The organism is Candidatus Methanoperedens nitratireducens (assembly GCF_900196725.1).
GTDB classification, from domain to species: domain Archaea; phylum Halobacteriota; class Methanosarcinia; order Methanosarcinales; family Methanoperedenaceae; genus Methanoperedens; species Methanoperedens nitroreducens_A.
Map to the genome: position 1 here is coordinate 1 of NZ_FZMP01000249.1, position 22,320 is coordinate 22,320.

Annotated in this window: 25 protein-coding genes, 1 tRNA gene and 1 pseudogene; 14 read left to right on the forward strand and 13 right to left on the reverse strand. The window is 45.8% G+C overall.

Annotated elements, in window-relative coordinates; genetic code table 11:
- Nucleotides 1-51: 51 nt before the first annotated feature.
- On the reverse strand, nt 52-1,314 hold the full coding sequence (locus MNV_RS18390) for an amidohydrolase family protein (RefSeq protein WP_096207397.1): 1,263 nt from the start codon (nt 1,312-1,314) through the stop codon (nt 52-54).
- A gap of 491 nt (nt 1,315-1,805) precedes the next feature.
- Between MNV_RS18390 and MNV_RS18395 the strand changes: the two genes are divergently transcribed.
- Nucleotides 1,806-2,300, forward strand: a complete 495-nt coding sequence (locus MNV_RS18395) for a hypothetical protein (protein WP_143311910.1) — start codon at nt 1,806-1,808, stop codon at nt 2,298-2,300.
- On the opposite strand, the gene MNV_RS18400 is transcribed toward MNV_RS18395, so the two are convergent.
- The 4 genes from MNV_RS18400 to MNV_RS19990 are packed head-to-tail and all read right to left on the reverse strand — an operon-like array spanning nt 2,275 to nt 4,041.
- Entirely contained in the window at nt 2,275-2,652 is a 378-nt protein-coding gene (locus tag MNV_RS18400; RefSeq protein ID WP_096207399.1) for a hypothetical protein, read from the reverse strand. The two genes, MNV_RS18395 and MNV_RS18400, sit on opposite strands and share 26 nt — an antisense overlap.
- Nucleotides 2,622-3,095, reverse strand: coding sequence for a M23 family metallopeptidase (locus tag MNV_RS18405; protein WP_096207400.1), 474 nt, complete (start codon nt 3,093-3,095; stop codon nt 2,622-2,624). Before MNV_RS18405 ends, MNV_RS18400 begins: the two co-directional genes overlap by 31 nt.
- Nucleotides 3,092-3,895 (reverse strand): radical SAM protein, encoded by an 804-nt coding sequence (locus MNV_RS18410; protein WP_143311911.1) that lies wholly within the window; start codon nt 3,893-3,895, stop codon nt 3,092-3,094. The genes MNV_RS18405 and MNV_RS18410 overlap by 4 nt, the downstream gene beginning before the upstream one ends.
- A complete protein-coding gene (locus MNV_RS19990) occupies nt 3,886-4,041 on the reverse strand; it encodes a hypothetical protein (protein ID WP_179294090.1) in 156 nt (51 codons plus the stop codon). The genes MNV_RS18410 and MNV_RS19990 overlap by 10 nt, the downstream gene beginning before the upstream one ends.
- A 252-nt stretch (nt 4,042-4,293) precedes the next feature.
- Here MNV_RS19990 and MNV_RS18415 point away from each other — a divergent pair, with 252 nt between their 5' ends.
- From MNV_RS18415 to MNV_RS18450, 8 genes are all read left to right on the forward strand, one after another.
- Nucleotides 4,294-4,656 carry a 50S ribosomal protein L18e gene (locus tag MNV_RS18415; protein ID WP_096207402.1) on the forward strand — a complete coding sequence of 121 codons (363 nt, stop codon included), beginning with the start codon at nt 4,294-4,296 and terminating at the stop codon, nt 4,654-4,656.
- Between the two features lie 4 nt (nt 4,657-4,660).
- Nucleotides 4,661-5,080 (forward strand): 50S ribosomal protein L13, encoded by a 420-nt coding sequence (locus MNV_RS18420; protein ID WP_096207403.1) that lies wholly within the window; start codon nt 4,661-4,663, stop codon nt 5,078-5,080.
- A 9-nt stretch (nt 5,081-5,089) separates the two neighbouring features.
- Nucleotides 5,090-5,488 carry a 30S ribosomal protein S9 gene (locus tag MNV_RS18425; protein ID WP_096207404.1) on the forward strand — a complete coding sequence of 133 codons (399 nt, stop codon included), beginning with the start codon at nt 5,090-5,092 and terminating at the stop codon, nt 5,486-5,488.
- 3 nt (nt 5,489-5,491) lie between these two features.
- Nucleotides 5,492-5,677, forward strand: coding sequence for a DNA-directed RNA polymerase subunit N (locus MNV_RS18430; RefSeq protein ID WP_096207405.1), 186 nt, complete (start codon nt 5,492-5,494; stop codon nt 5,675-5,677).
- A 3-nt stretch (nt 5,678-5,680) separates the two neighbouring features.
- Nucleotides 5,681-5,755: transfer RNA gene (locus MNV_RS18435), tRNA-Pro, on the forward strand.
- Nucleotides 5,756-5,900: 145 nt separating this feature from the next.
- Nucleotides 5,901-6,101, forward strand: coding sequence for a DNA-directed RNA polymerase subunit K (locus MNV_RS18440; protein ID WP_096207406.1), 201 nt, complete (start codon nt 5,901-5,903; stop codon nt 6,099-6,101).
- A gap of 12 nt (nt 6,102-6,113) precedes the next feature.
- Nucleotides 6,114-6,740, forward strand: a complete 627-nt coding sequence (gene rpsB, locus MNV_RS18445) for a 30S ribosomal protein S2 (protein WP_096207407.1) — start codon at nt 6,114-6,116, stop codon at nt 6,738-6,740.
- Between the two features lie 6 nt (nt 6,741-6,746).
- Nucleotides 6,747-7,544 carry an MEMO1 family protein gene (locus tag MNV_RS18450; RefSeq protein ID WP_096207408.1) on the forward strand — a complete coding sequence of 266 codons (798 nt, stop codon included), beginning with the start codon at nt 6,747-6,749 and terminating at the stop codon, nt 7,542-7,544.
- A gap of 15 nt (nt 7,545-7,559) precedes the next feature.
- Here MNV_RS18450 and MNV_RS18455 read toward each other — a convergent pair whose 3' ends face one another.
- The 4 genes from MNV_RS18455 to MNV_RS18470 form a co-directional block, all read right to left on the reverse strand.
- The gene (locus MNV_RS18455) at nt 7,560-8,792 is read right to left on the reverse strand and encodes an aminotransferase class V-fold PLP-dependent enzyme (protein ID WP_096207409.1); all 1,233 of its coding nucleotides are present in this window, start codon (nt 8,790-8,792) and stop codon (nt 7,560-7,562) included.
- Nucleotides 8,793-8,971: 179 nt separating this feature from the next.
- Complete coding sequence (gene rpl12p, locus MNV_RS18460) at nt 8,972-9,289, reverse strand: 50S ribosomal protein P1 (protein WP_096207410.1); 318 nt, start codon at nt 9,287-9,289, stop codon at nt 8,972-8,974.
- A gap of 22 nt (nt 9,290-9,311) precedes the next feature.
- Nucleotides 9,312-10,343 carry a 50S ribosomal protein L10 gene (locus MNV_RS18465; protein ID WP_096207411.1) on the reverse strand — a complete coding sequence of 344 codons (1,032 nt, stop codon included), beginning with the start codon at nt 10,341-10,343 and terminating at the stop codon, nt 9,312-9,314.
- Nucleotides 10,344-10,985 carry a 50S ribosomal protein L1 gene (locus MNV_RS18470; RefSeq protein WP_096207412.1) on the reverse strand — a complete coding sequence of 214 codons (642 nt, stop codon included), beginning with the start codon at nt 10,983-10,985 and terminating at the stop codon, nt 10,344-10,346.
- A gap of 208 nt (nt 10,986-11,193) precedes the next feature.
- Here MNV_RS18470 and MNV_RS21450 point away from each other — a divergent pair, with 208 nt between their 5' ends.
- The 3 genes from MNV_RS21450 (at nt 11,194) to MNV_RS19165 (ending at nt 12,198) form a co-directional block, all read left to right on the forward strand.
- Complete coding sequence (locus MNV_RS21450; protein ID WP_143311914.1) at nt 11,194-11,295, forward strand: twin-arginine translocase TatA/TatE family subunit; 102 nt, start codon at nt 11,194-11,196, stop codon at nt 11,293-11,295.
- A 124-nt stretch (nt 11,296-11,419) separates the two neighbouring features.
- Nucleotides 11,420-11,692, forward strand: coding sequence for a winged helix-turn-helix domain-containing protein (locus tag MNV_RS18480; RefSeq protein WP_179294091.1), 273 nt, complete (start codon nt 11,420-11,422; stop codon nt 11,690-11,692).
- 245 nt (nt 11,693-11,937) lie between these two features.
- Nucleotides 11,938-12,198: a hypothetical protein gene (locus MNV_RS19165; RefSeq protein ID WP_143311912.1), complete on the forward strand. Its 261-nt coding sequence runs from the start codon at nt 11,938-11,940 to the stop codon at nt 12,196-12,198.
- Nucleotides 12,199-12,266: 68 nt separating this feature from the next.
- On the opposite strand, the pseudogene rtcA reads toward MNV_RS19165, so the two are convergent.
- Together rtcA and MNV_RS18490 are read right to left on the reverse strand one after the other, a co-directional pair.
- Nucleotides 12,267-13,261: pseudogene (rtcA, locus tag MNV_RS18485) on the reverse strand (RNA 3'-terminal phosphate cyclase).
- 443 nt (nt 13,262-13,704) lie between these two features.
- A complete protein-coding gene (locus MNV_RS18490; RefSeq protein WP_096207415.1) occupies nt 13,705-14,199 on the reverse strand; it encodes a coiled-coil domain-containing protein in 495 nt (164 codons plus the stop codon).
- A 256-nt stretch (nt 14,200-14,455) separates the two neighbouring features.
- Between MNV_RS18490 and MNV_RS18495 the strand changes: the two genes are divergently transcribed.
- Nucleotides 14,456-15,871 carry a DHH family phosphoesterase gene (locus tag MNV_RS18495; protein ID WP_306453668.1) on the forward strand — a complete coding sequence of 472 codons (1,416 nt, stop codon included), beginning with the start codon at nt 14,456-14,458 and terminating at the stop codon, nt 15,869-15,871.
- A gap of 89 nt (nt 15,872-15,960) precedes the next feature.
- Nucleotides 15,961-18,708: an alanine--tRNA ligase gene (alaS, locus tag MNV_RS18500; RefSeq protein WP_096207417.1), complete on the forward strand. Its 2,748-nt coding sequence runs from the start codon at nt 15,961-15,963 to the stop codon at nt 18,706-18,708.
- Between the two features lie 75 nt (nt 18,709-18,783).
- On the opposite strand, the gene MNV_RS18505 is transcribed toward alaS, so the two are convergent.
- Both MNV_RS18505 and MNV_RS19995 read right to left on the reverse strand, forming a co-directional pair.
- Nucleotides 18,784-20,886 (reverse strand): PGF-pre-PGF domain-containing protein, encoded by a 2,103-nt coding sequence (locus tag MNV_RS18505; RefSeq protein ID WP_096207418.1) that lies wholly within the window; start codon nt 20,884-20,886, stop codon nt 18,784-18,786.
- A gap of 453 nt (nt 20,887-21,339) precedes the next feature.
- A complete protein-coding gene (locus MNV_RS19995; protein WP_096207419.1) occupies nt 21,340-22,314 on the reverse strand; it encodes a hypothetical protein in 975 nt (324 codons plus the stop codon).
- Between the last annotated feature and the right edge of the window lie 6 nt (nt 22,315-22,320).

The window sequence follows — 22,320 nt, forward strand, 5'->3', positions numbered from 1 at the left end:
GAAAATGCGTTTATACTTTCCTATGCGTTAAAAGAAAACCTTCTAATAAACTTAGGAATATTGCAGCATTGCAGCTTTTGCACCATCGATGACCTTTTCTTCATCTATGACTCTCACTTCATGATCTTCCATGAGTATCTCTCCATTAACTATAGTGGTTTTCACATCACACCCCGAAGCGCCGTGAATGAGGGCTGAGATCAGGTTCGTGGACACAAATTGAGGTTTTTTCATGTCAACAAGAATGATATCCGCAAGATTTCCGGGCTTGAGCACACCTGCCTTTATGCCCAGTGCCTGCGCCCCGTTCACGGTCGCCATCCCAAGCACAGTGGATGCAGGCATCGCTTGCGGGTCTTTAAGCTTATGAAGATATGAGGCAGTTCTTATTTCATTCCACATATCAAGGCTTCCGCCTGAAGCAGCGCTGTCTGTTCCAAGCGCCACATTTATTCCTTTTTCAAGCATCTTCGGAACAGGTGCGACCCCGGTGCCAAGCGCCATATTGCTTGACGGGCAGTGGACAACATTTACATTGTTATTTCTGAGTATATCAATATCCCCATCCGATAACCAGATGCAGTGGGCAGCAAGAACGCCCCGGCTGAGTAAACCTATGCTATCAAGGAAATTAACAGAACACATCATGTAATTTTGTTTCATTAACCGAAGCTCATTTTCTGTCTCAAGGACATGTATGTGGATCCTGGAATTATCCCTCCCAGCGAGTTCTTTAACCCTTATCAGGAATTCCTTTGAGCATGAAACTGCAGAATGCGGCGCATACATGGTCGTGATCCTGCCCCCGGCTTTGCCGTTCCATTTTTTGTTAAATCCTGCCCTGCTTTTTAATTTAGTATCCGGATCCTCATTGATACCTTCTATCATTCCATACCCTAGAGCCGCCCTTGTTCCAGTCTCCTCCACGACCCGGGCAACTTCATCCATGTATACATACATATCAGCAAAGGCTGTAGTGCCTGATTTGATCATCTCAAGCACACCGAGGTATGCGCCAGCCCTGATGTCGGCGGGTGACAGTTTCATTTCCGCCTGCCGGATCTTTTTTATCCATTTCCCATACAGGAGCCCGTCCGCATACCCGCGGAAAAGTGTCATGGAGAGATGTGTGTGGGCATTAATAAGACCAGGCATGACAGCGCAGCCTGTTGCATCAATTATTTTATCGGCTTTTTCATCTTTGTCCTTTCCCACGAAGGTTATCATGCCATTATCCACAACTACCACTCCTTTATTGAGGATAGCGCCCTCCATAGTGAGGACGGTGCCGCCTTTGATCATCAGGTCTGCCATATGGTGTTATGTTGGCGGGTGGAATGAAATAAGTTTTCTAAAATGCTGAGTAAACTTTATATACCATGTTCGCATATATACGAACTAATAGTGGGCAGCAAAATACTTTTTTACACCACCATAATCCCCAACCTGCCCACTATCCTCCTTGATTTCCTTTCCATACGAAATAAGGGTTACATAATCTGTATCCGGTCATACAGTTAAAAAAGTTTGCTATCTAATGTTGTTTAATTTGAGGCGGTTAATATAATCGATAGGCAGCGAACTGGTTTTTTAATTAATCTTCCATCATTATAATAACAATCATTATTTATTTTTCCAATAGAAATAAAGGGGTTGAATAATAAAAAGTATAATAAATATCTGTAGAGGCATAACGCAGAATATACAAGAAAATACTACAAAATTTTTACAGATAGAAAACTCACTTTATTATTAGAATTTTGGTTAAGATAGGTATAAATATTCATTTATACCTGCTTGACTCCATGAGTGATTACTGGGATCTCCCCGAGCAGGATTACGAACTCTCGCTTCTGCAATTTGCAAAGAAAGAATTGTCAGATATGGGCTATACCGTTCTTAGCGAAAAAGTGGAAGTATGCAGCGGTGCGGGCGCCATGACACTGACAGCCATTCTTCAAAAAGAAGACATGGCATTCGGTCTGTATATCCACGACGGTCCGAAGCAGCGGAAAACCAGGGGTCCGCCCATAATCTGGATGCTCCGGCTCCTGCCCGGAATGAAGACGGCGGATGACCTCCGCAACTTCATATTGACCCACCAGCATGATTTCAGCATCACTTTGGCGGCGGAAAATACGATACTGAAAGACAGGAAAGAGGCAAAGCTAAAGAAAATATACACGTTCCTGTACAATTCAAAGATAAAAGACCTTTATGACAACGATCTCAGCAGCGCAGCCGATGTGCTGAGGGTGAGGTTACGGAAAGAGGCTACTGAATTTCAAGCCTTATCCTGATCCTGTCGCCTACAGAAAGTAGTTCATCGCCGTATTTTTTGGGCAAGACCTTGATCCTGGGCTCGTAAAAAAATAAACAAAAGGCAATCCCTGCGCAATCTACCTTTCTACCTCCTGCTGTGATCTCAAGCGCCCGGACTTCCGGATGGATATATCCCTGCGGCATGACGATGCCAAAGAAACCGCTTTCAGCACCGGAAGCGACATAACCATCAAGAAATCCACCATCCATTGCAAAACCCCTGATGTCGCCGCAGGTATCGCAGGGCGCGGAAAGAAGAGCATACCTCTTATTTAAATCCGCAACGCTGCATTCCAGGTCTATTTTTTTCGCGAAGAAAGCCTGCCCCATTTGATCTGCGGCACAAGGCTCAGGCGGTTCGAGGCGCGCAGGTAGTCATCAGGCTGCCGCACCTCGACGTGCATAACAGGGTCGTTCCAGAAGATGAAATATCCATTTTGTATAAAGGTCCCGATTTTATCACCCGCTGTGATCCTCTCGCCTATCTCAACATCAGGTTTTATGTGGAGTATTTTAACGACATGCTCCTTCTGGCGCAGGGCTATAACATATTCCCTGGAATCCCGGTCTTTAAAGGGCGTGGGCGTATCGAAACTTCGAACATCTATTACTTCCCCGTCGGCAGGCGAAAGAGCATCGCTGCTAAAACTCCCGTAGTAAATATCTACGGCGCTATGGGTCTTATGGGCTGCATAAGGGCTTTTAAGGAAGGAGAACCTCGAATTATCCGGCGCAAAAATATCAATATCATTATGGCTTGCTATCTTTTTCATGGTGATATATTAAATGAACAGCACATTTTCGGTATCTCAACGATATTCAGTCCAAGTTCCCGGCATATTGTATAAGCTTTTCTTGAAGGTACTGCTATCCTGTCTATCCCGCCCAGGATCGCGTACATATCAAGCATCGAGCGGTACCTGCCGCCGGGACGCACGCAGCTTAATGAAAGTGGCACACCGAACATTTCGCGCGCCTTTGTTATCACTTTCACAACATCTTCGAGCTCAGGCGGCGCAACTCCCTCAAGGGCAGTTCCTTTTGTGGGAATGAATACCACTATCACCACGACCCCGGGATTGAACTTTTTTACGAGCTCAAGCGCCCTGAACTCTCCTTTCAGCTTGCCATTATGCAATCCAACAATGATATGCGGCGCAAGCGGAATTCCGGCAGATGAAAGATGGTTCAGCGAATTTTCGTAATCCTGCACGCAGGCGTTGATGCCAAGTATGTCGTGTATGGTTTCATTATCGCCTAAAACATCAACGAGCGCCATGTCAAGGTATCCGGCAAGTGCCTGTGCCTGTGAGCTGTTCACAATGCCTGTGTGCGCGCTGAGCTTGAGTCCTGTATCCCGCTTGAGCTTCTGGATAACATCTGCCTGCTCATACGTAGGGACGCTTCCATCGGCAGCGCTTCCCCCGCTCAGCAGTATCCCTTTTGCGCCTTTGTTAGCTAATCTTAAGACTTCAAAACGCAATTTGCTGTCAGAGCCGTCAAGCATGTGGCGCAGGTAATGCGAGTTGCAGTGCCTGCATGCAAGAGAGCAATGTGTGCCAGTCAGGGATATCGGGGTAAAAGGCTCTCTAAAAAAAAGATGTCGCTGCCGGAGAGTTCAACCCTGCGCGCGAATGATTTGAGCATGGAGGCTTTCGTATCTGAGCCGATCTCCAGCGCACCTATCATATGTTTAGCGCGATGCAGGTCATAATCCATAGATTTGTTTAAGAGGCTTTGCTGTATAAAGAGATTATCCAGTCATTTTTCATATGCGTTACCTTTATGTAACATGAAATGCATTCAGGGGGAGACTGAATCATTTTTTTATGATTCTGCATTAACCGTAGCAGGCACTCGCCTGCGGCGTATGGATCTAAAAATCCGAACGCAGTAAAACCTCATAGAAAGGTTCCAAACCGAAATCGGTTTGCGTGAGTCGGACCTCGTAAGGTCTTACGGAGGAACAGGATGAAGCACAATTACAAAACAAACACACAGTTATTAGACCTGATATCAGGTCTTAAAAAACAGTCAAGGGAGAAGCAGGTACCGCTCTGGCGGGATATAGCGTTACGGCTTGAGCGCCCGACAAGGCAGTGTCACGAGGTCAATCTCAGCAGGATAAACAGGTACACGAAAGAAAAAGATCTGATACTCGTGCCCGGGAAAGTACTCGGAGCAGGCGAACTTGACCATCAGTTGACAGTTGCAGCCCTGGGCTTCAGCGGAAGCGCAAAAAGCAAGATTACCGCGGCAGGAGGCTCCTGCCTTAGCATCCAGGAACTCATGAACAAGAATCCTGAGGGTGCAAGAGTAAGGATAATAGGGTGAAATCATGGCAGTAATCGACGCAAACAATCTTATACTTGGAAGGATGGCAAGCCTGGTAGCCCAGCGATTATTGAAAGGCGAAGAGATCAATATCATCAATGCCGAAAAGGTGATACTCTCAGGCAGAAGGGACACGACATTCGCCAGATACAAAAAATACACCGACAGGGGCTCGCGGGAGTTCGGCCCTCATTTCCCGAGGCGTCCTGACCAGATAGTGGCAAGAACTATACGGGGTATGATCCCCCACAAAAAGATGACCGGCAGGGAGGCATATAACAGGCTAAAAGTCTATATAGGAGTACCGCCGGAATTAAGTAAAGAGCAGGCAAATACATTACAGGACGCAAGCATAACACGCCTGAGCACAAGTAATTACACGGTGCTTGGCGACCTGAGCAAAAGATTAGGTTCAAAATTTTAGGAGTCATACATGAAAATCGTTAATTCATCCGGAAAAAGGAAAACCGCTATCGCCCGCGCAACTCTGCGGGAAGGTAAAGGGCGGGTAAGGGTTAACAATAAACCCATCGAGATAGTAGAGCCCGAACTGATACGCCTGAAAATGTCAGAACCCCTCGAATTCGCGAATAACTTTCTTCAGACAGTGGATATCGACGTCAATGTACACGGCGGCGGTATTATCGGGCAGGCAGGCGCAGTCCGCACAGCCATAGCCCGCGGCCTTGTGGATTGGACAAATGATACGGCACTCAGAGATGCCATGGCGCAGTACGACAGGAGTCTCCTAGTTAACGACACGCGTTACAAGCTGCCCAAGAAGTTCGGCGGACGCGGTGCCAGGAAGAGAAGACAGAAATCATACAGGTGAAACATGATACCGGTACGATGCTTTTCATGCGGGAAAGTCATCTCCAGCGTATGGGATGAGTACAAAAAACGGAGCCAGACAGAGGATCCGGGCAAAGTACTCGACGACCTGGGTATAGAGAGATATTGCTGCAGGAGAATGCTTCTCACCCATGTGGAGCTGGTGGACCTGCTGGCGCCGTACCAGTGAGGAGGGGTTGTAGGGTAGTCTGGTCCATCCTACGGCGTTCGGGACGCCGTGACCTGAGTTCAAATCTCAGCAACCCCATATTCCGGGGCAAAGGAAACGAACATGAACCACTCTCAGAGGGACTCTGGGAAAAAACAGTATATAATTAATACATTTGTAATAAATATTTGTATAGATCCGTTGTACTTATTTAACTTCCGCATACTTGTTTTGAGGTGATTAAGTGGTCGAAACTAAATTTACTCGATATGAAAAGGCAAGAATTATCGGAGCAAGGGCACTTCAGATATCCATGGGCGCTCCAGTATTGATAGAAACAGATAAAAAAGAACCTATAGATATCGCGATGGAGGAACTGGAAAAGGAAGTGATCCCCATCACAGTAAAAAGAACAACAGAAGAGATAAAACCAATAGCAGCATAAAAGGTGAAGAAAATGGAAAATATCGTTGATATTAAACAGGATGTAAAACAGGATACAGGTTATGAATCAATTATTCCCCAGGATGAATATCTTACCGCAGGAATCCATATAGGCACGCAGCAGAAAACGAAAGAAATGATGCGTTTCGTGTATCGCGTAAGGACGGATGGGTTGTATGTGCTGGATATACAGGCTACAGACCAGCGGATACGGCTTGCGGCAAAGATGCTTGCCAAATACGATCCGCAGAGGGTACTTGTAGTGTCTGCCAGGCAGTACGGTCACTATCCTTCGGAGATGTTCGCAAAAGCGATAGGTGCAAGGGCAATAACAGGCAGGTTTATTCCAGGCACTTTAACCAACCCGAAATTGCATTTATATGTAGAACCCGATGTCCTTGTGGTAACAGACCCTGCAGGCGATGTACAGGCTGTGAACGAAGCGATCAATGTCGGGATACCTGTTATTGGCTTGTGCGATACCAATAACTCGACATCCAATGTGGACTTTGTGATCCCCACCAACAACAAGGGTAGAAAAGCACTCGCGTTGATATACTGGCTTCTTGCAAAGAAGACACTTGAGGAAAGAGGAGATACCATTAATTATACGGTAGCCGATTTCGAGGCTGAAATATAACCTGATATGAGGGCTCCGGCAGTTTCGGGACAGTTCTATCCCCGCAATAAAAACGACCTTCTCAGGGAAGTCAGCAGATGCTTTATTGACGTCCCTCGGACCAGGAAGAATGTCCTAGGCGCTGTGGTACCCCACGCAGGCTATATTTATTCGGGAAAGGCTGCTGCCCATGTATATGCTTCATTACCTGATGCCGGCACCTTTGTGATGCTTGGGCCCAACCACACTGGTTATGGCTCGCCGGTGTCTGTTTCTTCCGAGACATGGAGCACTCCGCTGGGTGGGGTGGGCGCCGACCTTGATTTCATCAGGGCGCTTCCCAAGAGAATTATTTATCAGGATGAGACCGCCCATAAATACGAGCACTCCCTTGAAGTACAGCTACCTTTCTTGCAGTACCGGTTCAAGGATTTTAAGATAGTCCCCATCTGCATGGGAATGCAGGACGAAGAAACTGCAATGGAAGTGGGGCAGGAAATAGCTGAAGCTGTGCACAAGGTCGATAAGAAAATAGTGGTAATAGCATCAAGTGATTTCACCCACTACATGCCGGATAAAGTAGCAAGGGAGAATGATAAGTACTATATTGAATCGATCCTGAACATGGATATCCCGGGTTTCTATCAGCGGTTACAGAAGCGTGATGCTTCTGTGTGCGGATACGGACCGATCGCCGCGATGCTTGCCACCACAAAAACTCTCGGCGCAAAGAAGGCCACGTTGCTAAATTACAGCACAAGCGGCGATGCTACCGGCGATGTTTCTGCAGTTGTGGGGTATGCCGGGATAATTATGGAATGCTGAACTGTTAACTGGTTCTCACCCTTTGAACAACCATACCGTCTTCTCCAGCGCATCGATGAATTTCCGTGCCTCCTCTTCGGTGTTATACAGGTAAAGCGAAGCACGCACCGCAGCCTCGCATTTGCGGTAGTTGAACCACGAATGTACGCAGAACGCGCCTGAGCGAACTGCGATATTCTCGGTCTCATCCAGTATAATGGCGATATCATGCGCATCGCCACCCTTCGGGAATTCAAGAGTGAAGGTGATAATGCCGGATCTCTGCGCCGGGTCCTGCGGTCCTATTATTTTCAGCCCATGTATGTCCTTTATCCCGTCCGTGATAATCCTGTTCAGCTTTTCCTCATGCTTTTCTATGTTCGAAAGCCCGACATTCTTAAGATAATCCACAGCGGCGCCGCTCCCTATTATCCCGGCATAGTTCTGAAGCCCTGCCTCGAATTTCTCAGGTGGGGGAAGGAATTTTGCAGCTTCATAGGTGGTATCGCTCACTGTATCACCTCCTACAAGAAAAGGCGCAAGTTCCTCAAGCAGGTGATATTTCCCGTACAACATACCCATTCCAGTCGGACCGAGCATCTTGTGCACCGAAAACGCAAAAAAATCCACATCCAGTGCCTTAACATCTATAGATTTTTGGGGCGCGCTCTGTGCGCCGTCCAGCATGACAAGCGCGCCGTGGTCATGGGCTATTTTGATAATTTCCCCTGCCGGGATGGTATAGCCATCCAGGTTTGCGGTATGAACCATGCTCACTAGCCTGACATTTTTATTTTTGTTTAAGGTCTCTTCAAAGTTGTCAAGATTAAAGGTATTGTCCGGGTTTGAGTAAACGATTATGTGCTTTATTCCCTTCTTATAAGCCTGCACCTGCCAGGGAATAAGGTTTGAGTTATGTTCCCTGTCCGTTGTAAGGACTACATCCCCCTTCTTAAAATCAAGGCAATTGGCGATAAGGTTCAACCCCTCACTGGTGTTCCGTGTGAAAATCAGCTCTTCAGGGTGCTGTGAATTAAGAAATCCCTGGAACTTCTCCCTTACTTCTATAACTTTCTCATCTACTTTTTTCGCCATCTTATGAAGCGAGCGCCCGCCGCATACGGGATACTCGTTATAGTATTCGTTCATTGCTTCCATGACCTGTGCGGGCTTCAGGGTCATGCAGGCATTATCGAGATAGATGGGATATTTCCCGTTCCATTTTTTCGCAAGTGCCGGGAAATCAAGGCGAATTTTCTGGATATCCATAGCGATTATAAATTAGCCGGGATGCGATATATATGTTGGTGCACGTTTTCGAATATTGGTCGATATGGAACGTACAATGCAAAAAACGTCTACCGATGTTGAAAATAAAGTTTCAAACGTGTAAGTCCTGAAAAAACACTTTTTGATAAATAATAAAAAAAGAAAGAAAATGTCGGGACTCAGCCGAACAACGCGCCGAGCCCTTCCATTCCACTCTCTTCAGACTTCTCTTTATCTTTCTCTTTTGCTTTTTCTTCCTTCTTCGGCGCCTCTGCCGCTGCTGCCGGGGCTGCTGGTGCTGCCTGAGCCGGGGCTGCCGCAAATGCTGCTTTTGAGATAGCCTCTTCTATATTGACGCCCTCAAGAGCCGAGACAAGGGCCTTTGCCCTTACAGAATCTACTTCCATTCCTGCTGCTTTTATTACAGCAGCAATTCCTTCCTCTGTAACTTTCTTTCCTGCGCTGTGTAATAAAAGCGCTGCATATACGTATTCCATTTTAATCACCTTTTAAATGAACTTAACCGAACAGTGAGCCAAGACCCGATGCAATATCAGATTCCTTGGGTTCTTCCTTTTTCTTTTCTTCCTTTACTTCCTTTGGCGCAGCCGCTGCCTCCGGTTTCTTTTCTTCCTTTGGCGAAGCTGCAAGCTTCTCTTTTAACTTCTCGCCGATGGCGTTCGTATCCTTCTGTGATGCGATCTTTGCAATAGTTAACATCTGCGCATTGGCTTTGGCAAGCAACACATCCATGATATCCGGCATTATTATTTCAGCGTTTATGGCAAGGTTCCTTGATTCAGACGCTGCTTTAGCAAGCAGGGTACTGATTGTTGCTTTTGCCGGGTATGCTGTATTAATGGACAGATTAAATGCCTTCTGTACCGCCCGGGTTATATTGCCAATATATTGTGTCTCATCGATCAGCAACATTTTGGATTCATAAATTGTGCCATTCTCATAGACCGCCCGCAGGTCCAGTCCCAGATCCACAGGGTGAATCTCAAGACGTGAAAGTATAGATGCAAGTTTTGCATCCACAACATCGCCTTTTCTGGCTACGGTCTTTGTTTCCCGGATTACGACCTTCCCGCCTTCTATGCCGGCGGGGATTCCTGAACCTTGCAGTTCTCCCACTATCGGTCCTGGCGGGAAAGAAGTAGGGCCTTTCTGGACAACAATATCCTTTGGCGCTATGCCACCGGGTTTTATGGGTGCAGCTGTCCTGCCTTTCTCTAAGATCTTGTAGAGCTTAAAGGGGTTCTCATTCGTAAATAACAAAGCGGTCTGGTCTTCTACATACTTACTGATCTGTTTGACCTGGTCGGGCGATTGATCCAGCGCGTGGAAAATGAGATTATTCCTGCTCATCTTGACGTTTGCCATGCCGCGCAGGTTCTTGCGCATCAATTGAAGCTGGCTTGACGGGATTCCATGAACCCCTACAACGCCAATAGATGAATAAGCGCCGATTAATCTTTTAATATCCTCTATTTCATCTTTTTTCCACTGGGGGATATGAATACTGTGATGTCTAACCTCTGATGCCATTTAGATCACCCTCACAGACGGTCCCATGGTAGTCTTGACATATACAGACCTCACATTGTATAAACCGCGTTCGTATCTGTGTTCGATACGGTTTACTATCGTCTCTATGTTCTCTGCTATTTTCACAGCATCCATTTCTTTTCTTCCGATAGAAATGTGGAACGTCATCTTATCCTTGGACCTTACTTTTATCGAGTTCCTTGATTTGGTTATTATCTGGACTATATCCTTATCAGGTGTCAGAGGTATGGGCATCTTCCCCCTCGGGCCGAGCACCTGACCGAGTGTTTTACCGATCAGAGGCATGTACGCAGCCTCGGCTATAAAGAAATTGACCTCTTCAGCGAGAGTTTTAGTTCTTGCCTTATCCTCGCCGAGCACATTAATCTCCTCAGGATCAAAAACATAATCAGCCCCTGCGCCTTTTGCTCTCTGCGCAGTTTCACCTTTTGCGAATACCGCAATCTTGATAAGCTTTCCGACGCCGTTGGGCAGGATTATTTCTTCATCGATCCTGTTCTGCGGCTGGTTCATATCAAGGTTTTTAAGATTTATCGCCAGATCTATGCTTTCTGAGAATTTACGCTGCGGCGACTTCTCAAGTGCCTGCTTTACAGCAGTTAATATTTGTTCTTGCTCCAATAAGATTCCTCCCGTAGTAGTCGACTGTATGTCTCCTACGGTGATAGGGGGTACTCTTTTCGACTATATAGTACTTTAAGCTATCGGTCAATATCACTGTCAGGATAATACTACAAAATCGTAAAAGTTATTTTGAATATCCAAAAAGCTATTTATATTACTGCCACCATACTTTACATCAGGAGTTTAAAGGAGTTGGTATTTTACGATTGGAGCACAGAAACTGATACTAATTTTTGCCGTAATTCTTTTGTCGTTCAGAGTCAGCAAACTGCCGGAGTTCGCATGCTGCCCGGGCAAATCCACATGATAGTTCGGGTTTGGACTAATATAATCGACGAAAGATTAATAGCAAAATCAATGTATATTTTGTTGATCCAAAGATTATTGATGGGGAGGAGCTTTGAGATATAAAAATATGGGGGACTTGTACCGTGGTAAAGAAAAGAAGCAGATGGGAACTCATTTACGATGTGTTAAAAGTAACGTATGAAGAGAAAAATTCTAAGAAGACACGAATCATGCAGAGGGCATATCTTGACTGGAGAAACTTTCAGAAATATTTTGAGCTATTGATAGATAAAGGTTTTATAGCAAAATGCACCAGTATTCCTGATAACTACGAAATTACTGAAAAAGGGATGAAATTACTGGAACGATTGAGGAAAGTAGATGAAATAAGGATTGTGGGCGAGATGCTTGGATAACATGATTCCAGCATCAGGTCAGCGATTTAACATAGCTTACATTTAAAAACCGTATGCCACTTGCATATGTTATAGCATATGCAACTTATTCATAGGGCTATTTATTTTCAGGATTCTTAATGGTAATTATGGTGACTCGCCTGTATTCCGGCAGCACCACATAATAAAATGGGAGTAGGCAGGTTCGCTTATATCAGGTATGGTATCAGGCATATCGGAATAGGGAATTTGTCCCTGGGGTCTGCATGGTGACAGTTCCGGTCAGGCAACAAGGACATCCCTTTATCCGGTATGCCTTTACCTTCTTGCCTTTAACAACCGATGTGGGATATGATATACGCAGGTATCATGATAATAGCCGGGCTTGCATGTCAATATCCCTATCCGATGGACGGGGGCTTTGCTCTTTCGGGGAGGAAGAGCCGTGGTGGGGTGGTCCCCGGCATGCCTATCCCATTTCCAAATGCACAGTAGTTCGTCTCGCAGATGCACAGTATGTCTTTTAACAATGTCCTAAAGGTTGGAGGCTTTTCATTCCTCCTTAGCCTTCAACCTTGGATTGATTCATGAATAGTTAAATAGATACGAGGAACAACCCTGTATTTAGCTCTTCTATCTTGAATTTCACATTAAGGAACTGCTCTGTCACCCATATATTTGTCCTTGCATGTGGAGTTAAGCTCCTTGTTGTAAAAGAGCCACCGCGAGCCAGTGCCAGATACGGTATTAACTGGTCTGCTAAATATATGTCCACTCCGGCGCGGTTTTTAACTCCCGGAGTATTGAGGCTGCCGCAGTACTACCTACTTTTTCTGCTCTTAATCCCTGCTTACCAAGTGCGCTCCCTCCTGCAGTACCGCACCATAAAGTAATACCGCTACCTGTTGATGTTTCATCTTTTATTTCAAGTGAAATACTGGTGTTATAATCCTCCTCGCGCAGTATTTTTTCGGCACTGGAAGCCTGTCTTTGCGCTACATGGGCAGGAAGACCCGACGAGTGGGATATTCCCTTGATGATGTTGCACTGGTTTTTATCGAAACTTGTTTTTCTCAATATCGAAGGATTGATGGTCGCCTCAATATAACCGCCCCCGCGCGGATAATATCCTCTGCGCACCAGGCGGAGCTCACACTCATATCCCATCAGTGAGAGCGCCCTTAGAGTGACGTACCTGAGGTAATCAATGGGCGGCGACCAGGCGACATCCGTTCCGCCTGTGATCGTTAACTTTACAGGCGACGGGGCGTGCATGGCTACGGGCATCAGGCACTGGAGGAGAAGAGTTATGCTGCCCGCTGTGCCGATATCGATATTATATGTCCCGCCTTTTATTTTCGCGGGCTTAAAACTCAGGTAAGTAGAATGAAGTGAGCAACCCTCAACCTCTGCATCGCAAATGGATGAGACGGTCTCTATGGCTTTCACATGCTGGGTGGCAAGCCCGGGTTTCGGTCGCATCTTCCTGATATTATAAATCTCGACTGGTTCCCCTGTAACTGCCGAGAGCGCTACCGCTGTTCTTAATATCTGACCGCCGCCTTCGCCATAAGACCCATCCAGCCTCATAGGATTTTAATTATCTGTTAAATGATTAAAGTTAACGAGCGGGTCGGGGAGTGGGAGTGGGGGTTAGTTAAAAAAGTCGTACCTACCCGCTCGTTAGAATATCATTATGATTATTATAATATATATAGTTTCCCCTCGGCCAATTTTGTCCATAAAATTTGATATATAAATATATTCATATTTGTATGCTTTGTTAAACTTGGTGGCTTCAACTGTTGGCGCTTTTGCGTGCTCACTTTAGGACGGGGGCAATCATTATGATTGCCTTGATTGCTGCGCCTTGACTCATATACAATAATAGACCATTGATAGCAGGGAATTGATATCATGGTTGGTGAATAAAAATTATAGATGAAATAAGTATAAAAGTAACTTCAATTAACCATAACCCAGTATTTAGATAAAATTTTGCTAAGCATTATGTTGCTGATTTTAAAAGCAGCCTATGTTTGTGCCTCAGCCAGCCTTTTCTCGATATCGGCGATTTTAAGCTTGAGTGCTGTAATCTCCTCGATAACCGGAATGCGTCGTTCGAGCGAATCAATCCTGTAGTTCAAAGCCGTAAATTCGGATTTTGTTTCACTTCTGAGGCTGTCTATCTTCTCATCGAGGCTGTTTATCTCCGTCCGTACACTGGCTATCTCTGTTTTGGTCTCATTTCTGAGGCTGTCTATCTTTTCATTGAGGCCGGTTATCTCCGTTCGTACACTGGCTATCTCTGTTTTAGTCTCAGTTTTCAGACCAGCAATCTCCGTTCTTACGCTGGCTATCTCAGTTTTCGTCTCATTTCTGAGGCTATCAATCTTAGCATCCGTTGAATCTATCCGCGTATTAATAGCTTTGAGTTCGCCTCTAATCTCTTTGAGTTCACCGCTTATCTCGCTGAGTCTCGGCAACAATAACCTCTCAATCCAGCCAGGTATTTTTTCTGCGGGCATAATCTATACTTGACTCATGTTCTATTTAACCTTAAGCTGCATTAAACGCAGGACGGGATTTGAATCTCCGACTCCCTAACAATAAATATAAAAACCTGTAAATCAATAAAGAGAGGCGAAAGTATCAATTAAAAATAAGATGAATATAACCAAATACCTCCTTATTAATATATGTTAATTAATACAGGATGTATCAGGAGGCTTTATCATAGAGGAGAAATCATTCGACCTGAAGCCGATAAGGGCGACGTATGCAATCCTTGGAAGCGGCGGTATAGGTCTTGCTCTGGCGAACGAGCTAGGTACAAGAAATAAAAACATCATTCTCATAGACAACGATTCAGCAAAAGTCGAAACCTTAAAGGAGCAGAACCTCAATGCATTCCTGGGGGACATCGAAAACACCGAGGTACTGGAAAAACTCGATTTCAAGCATCTTAAATCTGTTTTTATAGTAAGCTCGGATATCGATGCCAATAAGCACGCACTTGCTTTCATAAAGAGAACTGCACCTGATATCCAGATCGTTGCAAGAGCGCACGATTATCAGCAGAAGGAAGAAATGGAAGCTGCAGGCGCGGATCTTGTCGTACTTCCTTCAAAACTTCCCCAGAAAGCCATCGCACTGGCGGTTGTCCAGTATGTAGAGAAAATCACTTCAGTAAAATTAGCCCAGGATTTAAAAAAAATGGTAAGTGCTGTAGGCGATGGGAAATTTGCTATTATTGTTCATAATAACCCTGACCCGGATGCGATTTCAAGCGCCATGGGCTTAAAAGAAATAGCCGGCAGCGTAGGGGTCAAAGCAGAGATACTTTACAAAGGACAAATCGGTCATCATGAGAACAAGGCATTTGTCAACATCCTCGACGTAGAGTTAGACCAGTCCAGGGATTTCAAGTCTACGGAGTATCGAAAGATAGCCCTGATAGAATGTTCTGTACCCGGAGTGAACAACCTGCTTCCACCGGATACACCGGTCAGCATAATAATAGACCACCACCAGGCTGATATTGAAGAAGTGAAAGCAGAGTATGTGGACATAAGACCGAACATTGGCGCCACTGCCACTATAATGACAAAGTACCTGCAGGACCTTGAGATCCCCATCAAGACCGAGCTGGCAACTGCTCTTTTATACGGTATAAAAGTCGATACGGACGATTTCAGGAGAAATACCGACCCTGCGGATTTTATGGCAGCCGCTTACCTGTATCCTCTTGCGAACCAGGAAATATTGACAAAGTTCGAAACACCGTCAAGGTCTGTTGAGGAGATCGATGTTCTGGGCGAAGCCATCAAGAACAGGGAGATAAAAGGCAGTTATCTTATCTCAAACGTCGGGACTATACGCAACAGGGACACTCTGGCACAGGCTGCCGATTACCTGCTGACCCTTGAAGGAGTAACCACGACTATAGTTTTCGGGCTTGGAGAAGACCATATTTACATATCAGGCAGAAGCCGTGACGTGCGCATCAATATAGGCAAAGTCATGCAGGATGCTTTCGGGGCTGATAAAGCCGGAGGTCACGCGATGCTCGCCGGCGCGCAGATTCCACTGGGAGTTTTCGGCGGCACCAGGGATAAACAAACTTTGATGAAACTTGCAGAAGAGGTAGTGGTCAAACAGATACTTTCTGTTATAGGGATACAGAAAGGGCCAAGTTAGTTACTATTAAGTTATCATTATAACCCCGTAATCCCAACATCCGGATTTTCCAGAATGATTATGTATTACCTTTACAATTAGTACCCCCTATGCTTGAGGATGAGTACCAGCTGGATTATTTCAAAGAGAACGGGTTTGTGCGAAAACAGTGCCCGAAGTGCGGCAAGAACTTCTGGACGCGAAATCCTGAAACCGAATTTTGCGGAGACCCTCCCTGCGTAACGTACTCATTTATTGGTAATCCGGTTTTCAAGAAAGAATACGACATATCTTCAATGCGGGAAGCCTATCTGTCATTCTTCGAGCGGCACGGGCATACGCGTGTGAAACGCTATCCGGTAATAGCGCGCTGGAGGGATGATATATACCTGACGATCGCTTCGATTGCGGATTTCCAGCCTTTCGTAACGTCAGGACTTGTTCCCCCGCCTGCCAATCCTCTTACCATATCCCAGCCCTGCATCCGCCTTGATGACCTTGATGCCGTTGGAAGGAGCGGACGCCATCTTACCACCTTTGAGATGATGGCTCATCACTGTTTCAACTCGCGCAAAAAGGAAATCTACTGGAAGGACAGGACTTTGGAATTATGCGACAGCCTGTTATCGGAGCTCGGTCTTGACCTGAACGCTGTAACATATAAGGAATCACCATGGGCCGGCGGAGGGAACGCCGGTCCGAGCGTCGAAGTGATGGTCGCCGGTCTTGAGCTTGCCACACTTGTTTTCATGGACTTGAAACAGGTAAAAGGCGGTCCGATCGAGATCAAAGGCGAGACCTACGAGAAGATGGATAACTACATCGTGGACACCGGCTACGGTCTTGAGAGGTTCGTATGGGCATCCAAAGGCTCACCCACTATATACGATGCCGTATTCCCGAAGGTCGTAAACGAACTGATGGACCTTGCGGGCATCGAGCACTCGATAGAAGACCCCGAATATGCTAATATATTCTCTCAGAACGCACGGTTCGCCGGTATGATGGACATCAGCGGACAGGCGAATCTTCTCCAGTTGAGGAAGAAAGTAGCTGGAAGTATCGGCACGACAGTCGAGAAACTGCAAAAGATCATGGTGCCTGTAGAGACCGTGTACGCCATCACAGACCATTCAAGATGCCTTGCATTCATGTTCGGCGATGGCATCATTCCTTCGAACGTGAAGGCTGGTTACCTCGCGCGGCTTGTGCTGCGGCGGACGCTCCGGATGATGAAAGAACTGGATCTCAGGATACCGCTTTCTGAAATAATAGAAGTACAGATACGGAATTTCCCCGAGTATCCGGAGTTCAGGGAGCGGCTTGACACGATCCATGAGATAGTCGCGCTTGAGGAAGAAAAATACGCGGATACAATTGAGCGCGGAAAGAAGCTTGTCAGAAAAACTGCCCTGCATTTCAAGGAAAAGAAGGAAAGGATTCCTCTTGCCGAATTAATACAGTTATACGATACACACGGCATCCCGCCTGAAATCACCCGCGAGGTGGCAAAAGAAGCAGGTGTTGACGTGGAGCTTCCTGATACGTTCTATTCACTTGTGGCTAAAAAACACAGCAGGGCCGAAGAGGAAGAGCAGGAGAAACTTCCGCTTGATATACCCCCGACAAGAAAACTATATTATGAATATCCTGAGCAAACCGAGTTTGAGGCAAAGGTGCTTGAAGTCATTGATAACAAGATTATCCTTGACAGGACTTTATTTTATCCTGAGGGAGGAGGTCAGCCTGCAGACCACGGCACTCTGGCTGTGAATGATTTTGTCGCTAACGTTGTGGATGTTCAGATTGTCAACGGTGTCATAATCCATGAGACCGATTCTGATTTCGGGTTCAAGAAAGGGGATACTGTTAAAGGCAGGCTCGACTGGGAGAGGCGACTGGCGCATATGAGGCACCATACAGCAACGCATATCGTGAACGAGGCTGCTAAAAAAGTTCTTGGAAGGCATATATGGCAGACTGGGGCGCAGAAATCGACAGACAGGGCAAGGCTTGATATTACCCACTATAAGCGGATCGCCGATGAGGAATTCAAAGAGATCGAGATGCTCGCTAATAAGGAAGTGATGAAAAACCTGCCTGTGGACATTAAATGGATGGACAGGATGGAAGCCGAGAAGCTGTACGGATTTGTCCTGTACCAGGGCGGCGTGCCGCCGGGAAAGGAGATACGCATCCTGAGAGTCGGGGATGACGTGGAAGCCTGCGGCGGAACGCATGTTTCAAATACGGGACTGATAGGCCCGATCAAGCTCATCAAGACCGAGAGGATACAGGATGGTGTTGAGCGCATTGAGTTCTCAGCAGGCGAAGCTGCCGTAAAGCGGTGGGAGGAAAGGGATGAGCTGCTCAATAAATCCGCAGAAGCGCTGCGGGTATCGCCTGAGCAGTTGCCCGATACTGTGAACCGCTTCTTTGAGGAATGGAAAGACCTGAAGAAAGAGAACGAGCGCCTGAAGGCTGAACTGGCTGAAGCGAGGGTGAAGGCGATGATGAGTGAGGCTGTGGGTATAAACGGCTTGAGAGTTCTCTCGAAGAAGATACCCCACGCTGATGTTGATGAGCTTATAAAAGCAGCAACAGAGTTCAGCAAAAATGATGATGTAGTGGCGCTGCTTGCAAGCGACTCAGGCGGCGTGAAGCTTGTGGTAGCGGCAGGCGAGCGCGCCCAGAAAATGGGTGTGAATTCGGGCGCAATAGTGCGCGAGATGTCAAAGCTTGTGGGCGGCGGAGGTGGAGGGAAGCCGGGGATAGCACAGGGCGGGGGGACTGATGCCAGCAAGATTGAGGAGGCGCTGGAGAGGGGGGTGGAGATGGTGAGGGAGAAGGTGGGATGAAAAACCCACCAAATAAAACCAATAAAATTATTTCATAACTAAAAAAGAAGAATAAAAGGGTAAATCCCTTTTATTTTATTTCTTAAATATCTCTTTCCTCTTGATGTACACCACTGCAACTATGGCGATCAGAACAATCACTAACATTACGATTGCCAGATTCACCGGGGGCGCCTCAGAAGTCGGCGTTTGGGTAATTGTAGCTGTACCACTAGTTGTTGAAGTCTCTTCAGGTTGCTGGGTTGCTATCGGCGTTAGTGCTGGCAATAATCCGCCTTTCAGCCCGGTTAATACGAAAGATGAGAATCCGGGGGTATCGGCCTCAACAAAGGTATATGTGCCATCATTCTTTATTTCGGCTATATCCAGCGTTTGCCACCTATTTTCACTCCATCTGAGTATTTTCATATCACTGCCTGCAAGGCCATTTGATTCCAGCCACGTGTTCTCAATCTTGTATCTGAGCCGGGCATCTTTGATCTTCTTGGTACCCGCCCATATATTGAAATTCTTGTAAACATTACCTGGCGCTGATTCATTAACAAGCGTCGATGTTCCTTTAAGTTCTTCGACCCTTATAGAAATAGCGTTTTCATTTTCACCGCCAGTGACATCTATTTCATATAATCCAAGAGTGGAGTAGGTATATTTTACGGCTCTATCTGCCAGAAGATCCCGGTCTACAGTCTCGACCCTGGCGATATTGTCAAAGGGCTCTGATGAGATTACACCGCCACCGCCAGTACTTCCACCACTACCGCCCGTAGAACCACTACTGCCCCCGGACCCGGAGGACGACTCTTCAGGTACCGTACCAATCAGGGCGAAGGTGCTGAAGTGGGATACATTTGCTATTATATAATTTTCTTCAGTGTTGCGTTCTACGATAGGAAGCGTTTCCCATGTATCGGTCGTTTCATTATATGTCCTGATCTGCAGGCTGCTTTCACTGACGCCAGAAGGCAGGGGCTCTGTATAGTTAAACCGTATCCGTATCGGGGGAACAAAGGTTGAGCCTGATGGTTCAAGTTCTACAAGTTCTCCAATCGATCTATCCCTTGAGGATAATTTTTCCCTGGCTTTTGATGGGAGATCAGCCAGGGAAGTAACGGTTATATTCGATAGTGGAGTTCCGTCACTTTTCAGAGCCCGCGTTCCTGCCGGGATTGTAATAGTCATGTTTCCTGAGGGGGACTCTCTAGTAACTGTTGTATTGGTTATGCCAGATTCGTCGGTTGATAATGGAACATCTATACTGCATTCCCTGGTCCTGAAACTACCAGTCCCGACTATATCCTGTTCGCTATAGGTCTTTCCTGTCAGGGTTGCCTGAGTATCGCCGCACTGGATACCTGTGTCATTTGTATAGAACTTTAACATTAACTTCTTATCGGCAGGGGTATTGTTCCAAAACGGTGCAGCACCATTTGGTCCAAATCTCACGGTTGAGATATTTAAATTGCCAACATCAAAACCTGCAGAATCATTGTTAAAGATAGTTACTGTGATTTCCCCATTGCTCTTTGGGTTAATTGTCTCCGGCTTAATTTCAATGCTAACAGGTATGCTCTCTGATGTACCCCCGCCTGAGGCGACAATATCGAAAGTTTCTGTTTCTGATGAGAATGCGGGCTTTTCTGTCCTGCCAGTGTTAAGGCTTGCGACCATGCTGTAACTGCCTACAGGCAGAGAAGTTGTATCGATGGTAACATCATAATCGTATTCTAATTTAGGCTTTACTCCATAACCATAACTATAGCCGTAACCGTAGCCATAACCGTAGCCGAAATCGGTTCCCTGATCAAGTACATCATCGAAACCGTAGCCATAGCCGTAGCCGTATTTGCCGGAAGGATTTTTATCATCGGGCGAAATGCTGATGTTCGAGTCGCCTCCGGGTATTGGCGTTCCATTAAGGTAGAAGGTACTTTTTTTATTGACACCAGATGGTCCTGTCAGGTCAAGGGATATGTTAGTTATAGGCACATACTGGTCAAGATCTTCGATATCTATTTTAATCTTGAAGCTTATGCTGCTTCCAGATGTGTACGAAGAATCAAGATCCGCTATTTTCACCGACACTGCCTGCGCAGGTCCTGAAATAATTAACATAATTACAATGAAAACCGTGATTAACGCGCTTGATAATATTGACTTTTTCTGTCCTTTCTTTACCACCAAATATTCCTCCTAAAGTTAATAACAATGACTTTTACAACCCACCCATATATATATTTATCTAATTTTGTAAATAATAATGGTTATAATCATAAGCACTATTACCCAATCCCGGTTTTGCTATTTTGCAGTATTGCAAAATACGATATCAATAAGATTATTTTGATACTAACAAGATTTACACATCAACTTCATGCTGAACTCATTCAGAATATCCTGGAGATGATTTGAAGAGAGATCATGCCGGGTTAAGATTTTTTAACTGATAATTTCATATGTCCTTAAAAAAATTGATGGAATACTTAAGGGTATGAGAAGGTGAGAGGAGAGGTGCGATGCCCCTCTACCCTACCAGCTGAACGCCACAGGCTTATCGGCACTGCGATAACTCTCTTTTTTCATAAAAAGCTATGTTATCAAAAAGCTCTCGCTACCGATGTCCCTGTTATTACCTCACCTCAACCAGATTTGCCACAAGAACTGCCTCAAGAGTTTCTTCCAACCATGACCGCCACCTCCGCATCCTACCGTGCTAATGTTATCCGACCCTGTTATGTCCTGTCCGCTATATGTTTTTCCAGTCAGGGTAGCCTGGGTATCTTCGCACTGGATACCTGTATCCTCTGTATCGAACTTGAGAATCAGCCTGTTTGCGGCTATGTTGCTGTTAATGACTGATGCATTGCCGGGTCCAAACTTCACAGTTGAAATGTCTATATCGGCGACATCAAAGCCAGCAGGCGTATTGTTAAGGATGAATACTGTAATTACCCCTTTGCTTTCCGGGTTGATAGTCTTCGGGCGAATATCGACGGTTACTTGAACAATAGCTGCAGAAATAGTGAATGCTGCTTGTGCTGAAGTAAATGCGGGTTTAACTTCCTTCCCTGTGTTGAGATTTGCGACCGCATTATAATTGCCTTCCGGGAGAGAAGTAGTGTCTATGGTGACATTATATGTATAAGTGATAGTACCCCCTTTGACTCCGTATCCGTAACCGTACCCGTAACCGTACCCATAACCGTACCCGTAGCCATAGCCGAAGTTATAGCCAGTCCCACTTTCACTATCTACGCCATATCCGTAGCCATATCCAAATTGACCGGGTTGAGGCGTATTAACAGGTGTTATGGTAATAGCGGTATCGCCGTCCGGGATTGGCGTTCCATCTAAAGTAAATGTCCTGTTGAGGTTTACAGGCCCTGTTACATCAAGAGAAATATTGGCTGCAGGCACATATTTGTCCGGATCGGTTATATTTACTGATACTGTGAATTCGATGCTATCACCTTTCGTATATGTTCCGCCCAGACCGGAAATGATTACCGACACTGCCTGAGCAGGTCCTGAAATCAACAGGATAATAACAATAAAAAGGGTTATCAACGTGCTTACCAAAAAAGATTTTTGCTTTCTTATCTTATTCATTATTTA

Bases quoted from the DNA above. Each gene is read 5' to 3' on its own strand.
- MNV_RS18390 (WP_096207397.1), bottom strand. From the start codon at position 1,314: ATGGCAGACCTGATGATCAAAGGCGGCACCGTCCTCACTATGGAGGGC.
- alaS (WP_096207417.1), top strand. From the start codon at position 15,961: ATGCTTGAGGATGAGTACCAGCTGGATTATTTCAAAGAGAACGGGTTT.
- rpsB (WP_096207407.1), top strand. From the start codon at position 6,114: ATGGAAAATATCGTTGATATTAAACAGGATGTAAAACAGGATACAGGT.
- MNV_RS19990 (WP_179294090.1), bottom strand. From the start codon at position 4,041: ATGGATTATGACCTGCATCGCGCTAAACATATGATAGGTGCGCTGGAG.
- MNV_RS18425 (WP_096207404.1), top strand. From the start codon at position 5,090: ATGAAAATCGTTAATTCATCCGGAAAAAGGAAAACCGCTATCGCCCGC.
- MNV_RS18420 (WP_096207403.1), top strand. From the start codon at position 4,661: ATGGCAGTAATCGACGCAAACAATCTTATACTTGGAAGGATGGCAAGC.
- MNV_RS18405 (WP_096207400.1), bottom strand. From the start codon at position 3,095: ATGAAAAAGATAGCAAGCCATAATGATATTGATATTTTTGCGCCGGAT.
- MNV_RS19165 (WP_143311912.1), top strand. From the start codon at position 11,938: ATGGTGACAGTTCCGGTCAGGCAACAAGGACATCCCTTTATCCGGTAT.
- MNV_RS18415 (WP_096207402.1), top strand. From the start codon at position 4,294: ATGAAGCACAATTACAAAACAAACACACAGTTATTAGACCTGATATCA.
- rpl12p (WP_096207410.1), bottom strand. From the start codon at position 9,289: ATGGAATACGTATATGCAGCGCTTTTATTACACAGCGCAGGAAAGAAA.
- MNV_RS18465 (WP_096207411.1), bottom strand. From the start codon at position 10,343: ATGGCATCAGAGGTTAGACATCACAGTATTCATATCCCCCAGTGGAAA.
- MNV_RS18450 (WP_096207408.1), top strand. From the start codon at position 6,747: ATGAGGGCTCCGGCAGTTTCGGGACAGTTCTATCCCCGCAATAAAAAC.
- MNV_RS18455 (WP_096207409.1), bottom strand. From the start codon at position 8,792: ATGGATATCCAGAAAATTCGCCTTGATTTCCCGGCACTTGCGAAAAAA.
- MNV_RS18400 (WP_096207399.1), bottom strand. From the start codon at position 2,652: ATGGGGCAGGCTTTCTTCGCGAAAAAAATAGACCTGGAATGCAGCGTT.
- MNV_RS18430 (WP_096207405.1), top strand. From the start codon at position 5,492: ATGATACCGGTACGATGCTTTTCATGCGGGAAAGTCATCTCCAGCGTA.
- MNV_RS18395 (WP_143311910.1), top strand. From the start codon at position 1,806: ATGAGTGATTACTGGGATCTCCCCGAGCAGGATTACGAACTCTCGCTT.
- MNV_RS18490 (WP_096207415.1), bottom strand. From the start codon at position 14,199: ATGCCCGCAGAAAAAATACCTGGCTGGATTGAGAGGTTATTGTTGCCG.
- MNV_RS19995 (WP_096207419.1), bottom strand. From the start codon at position 22,314: ATGAATAAGATAAGAAAGCAAAAATCTTTTTTGGTAAGCACGTTGATA.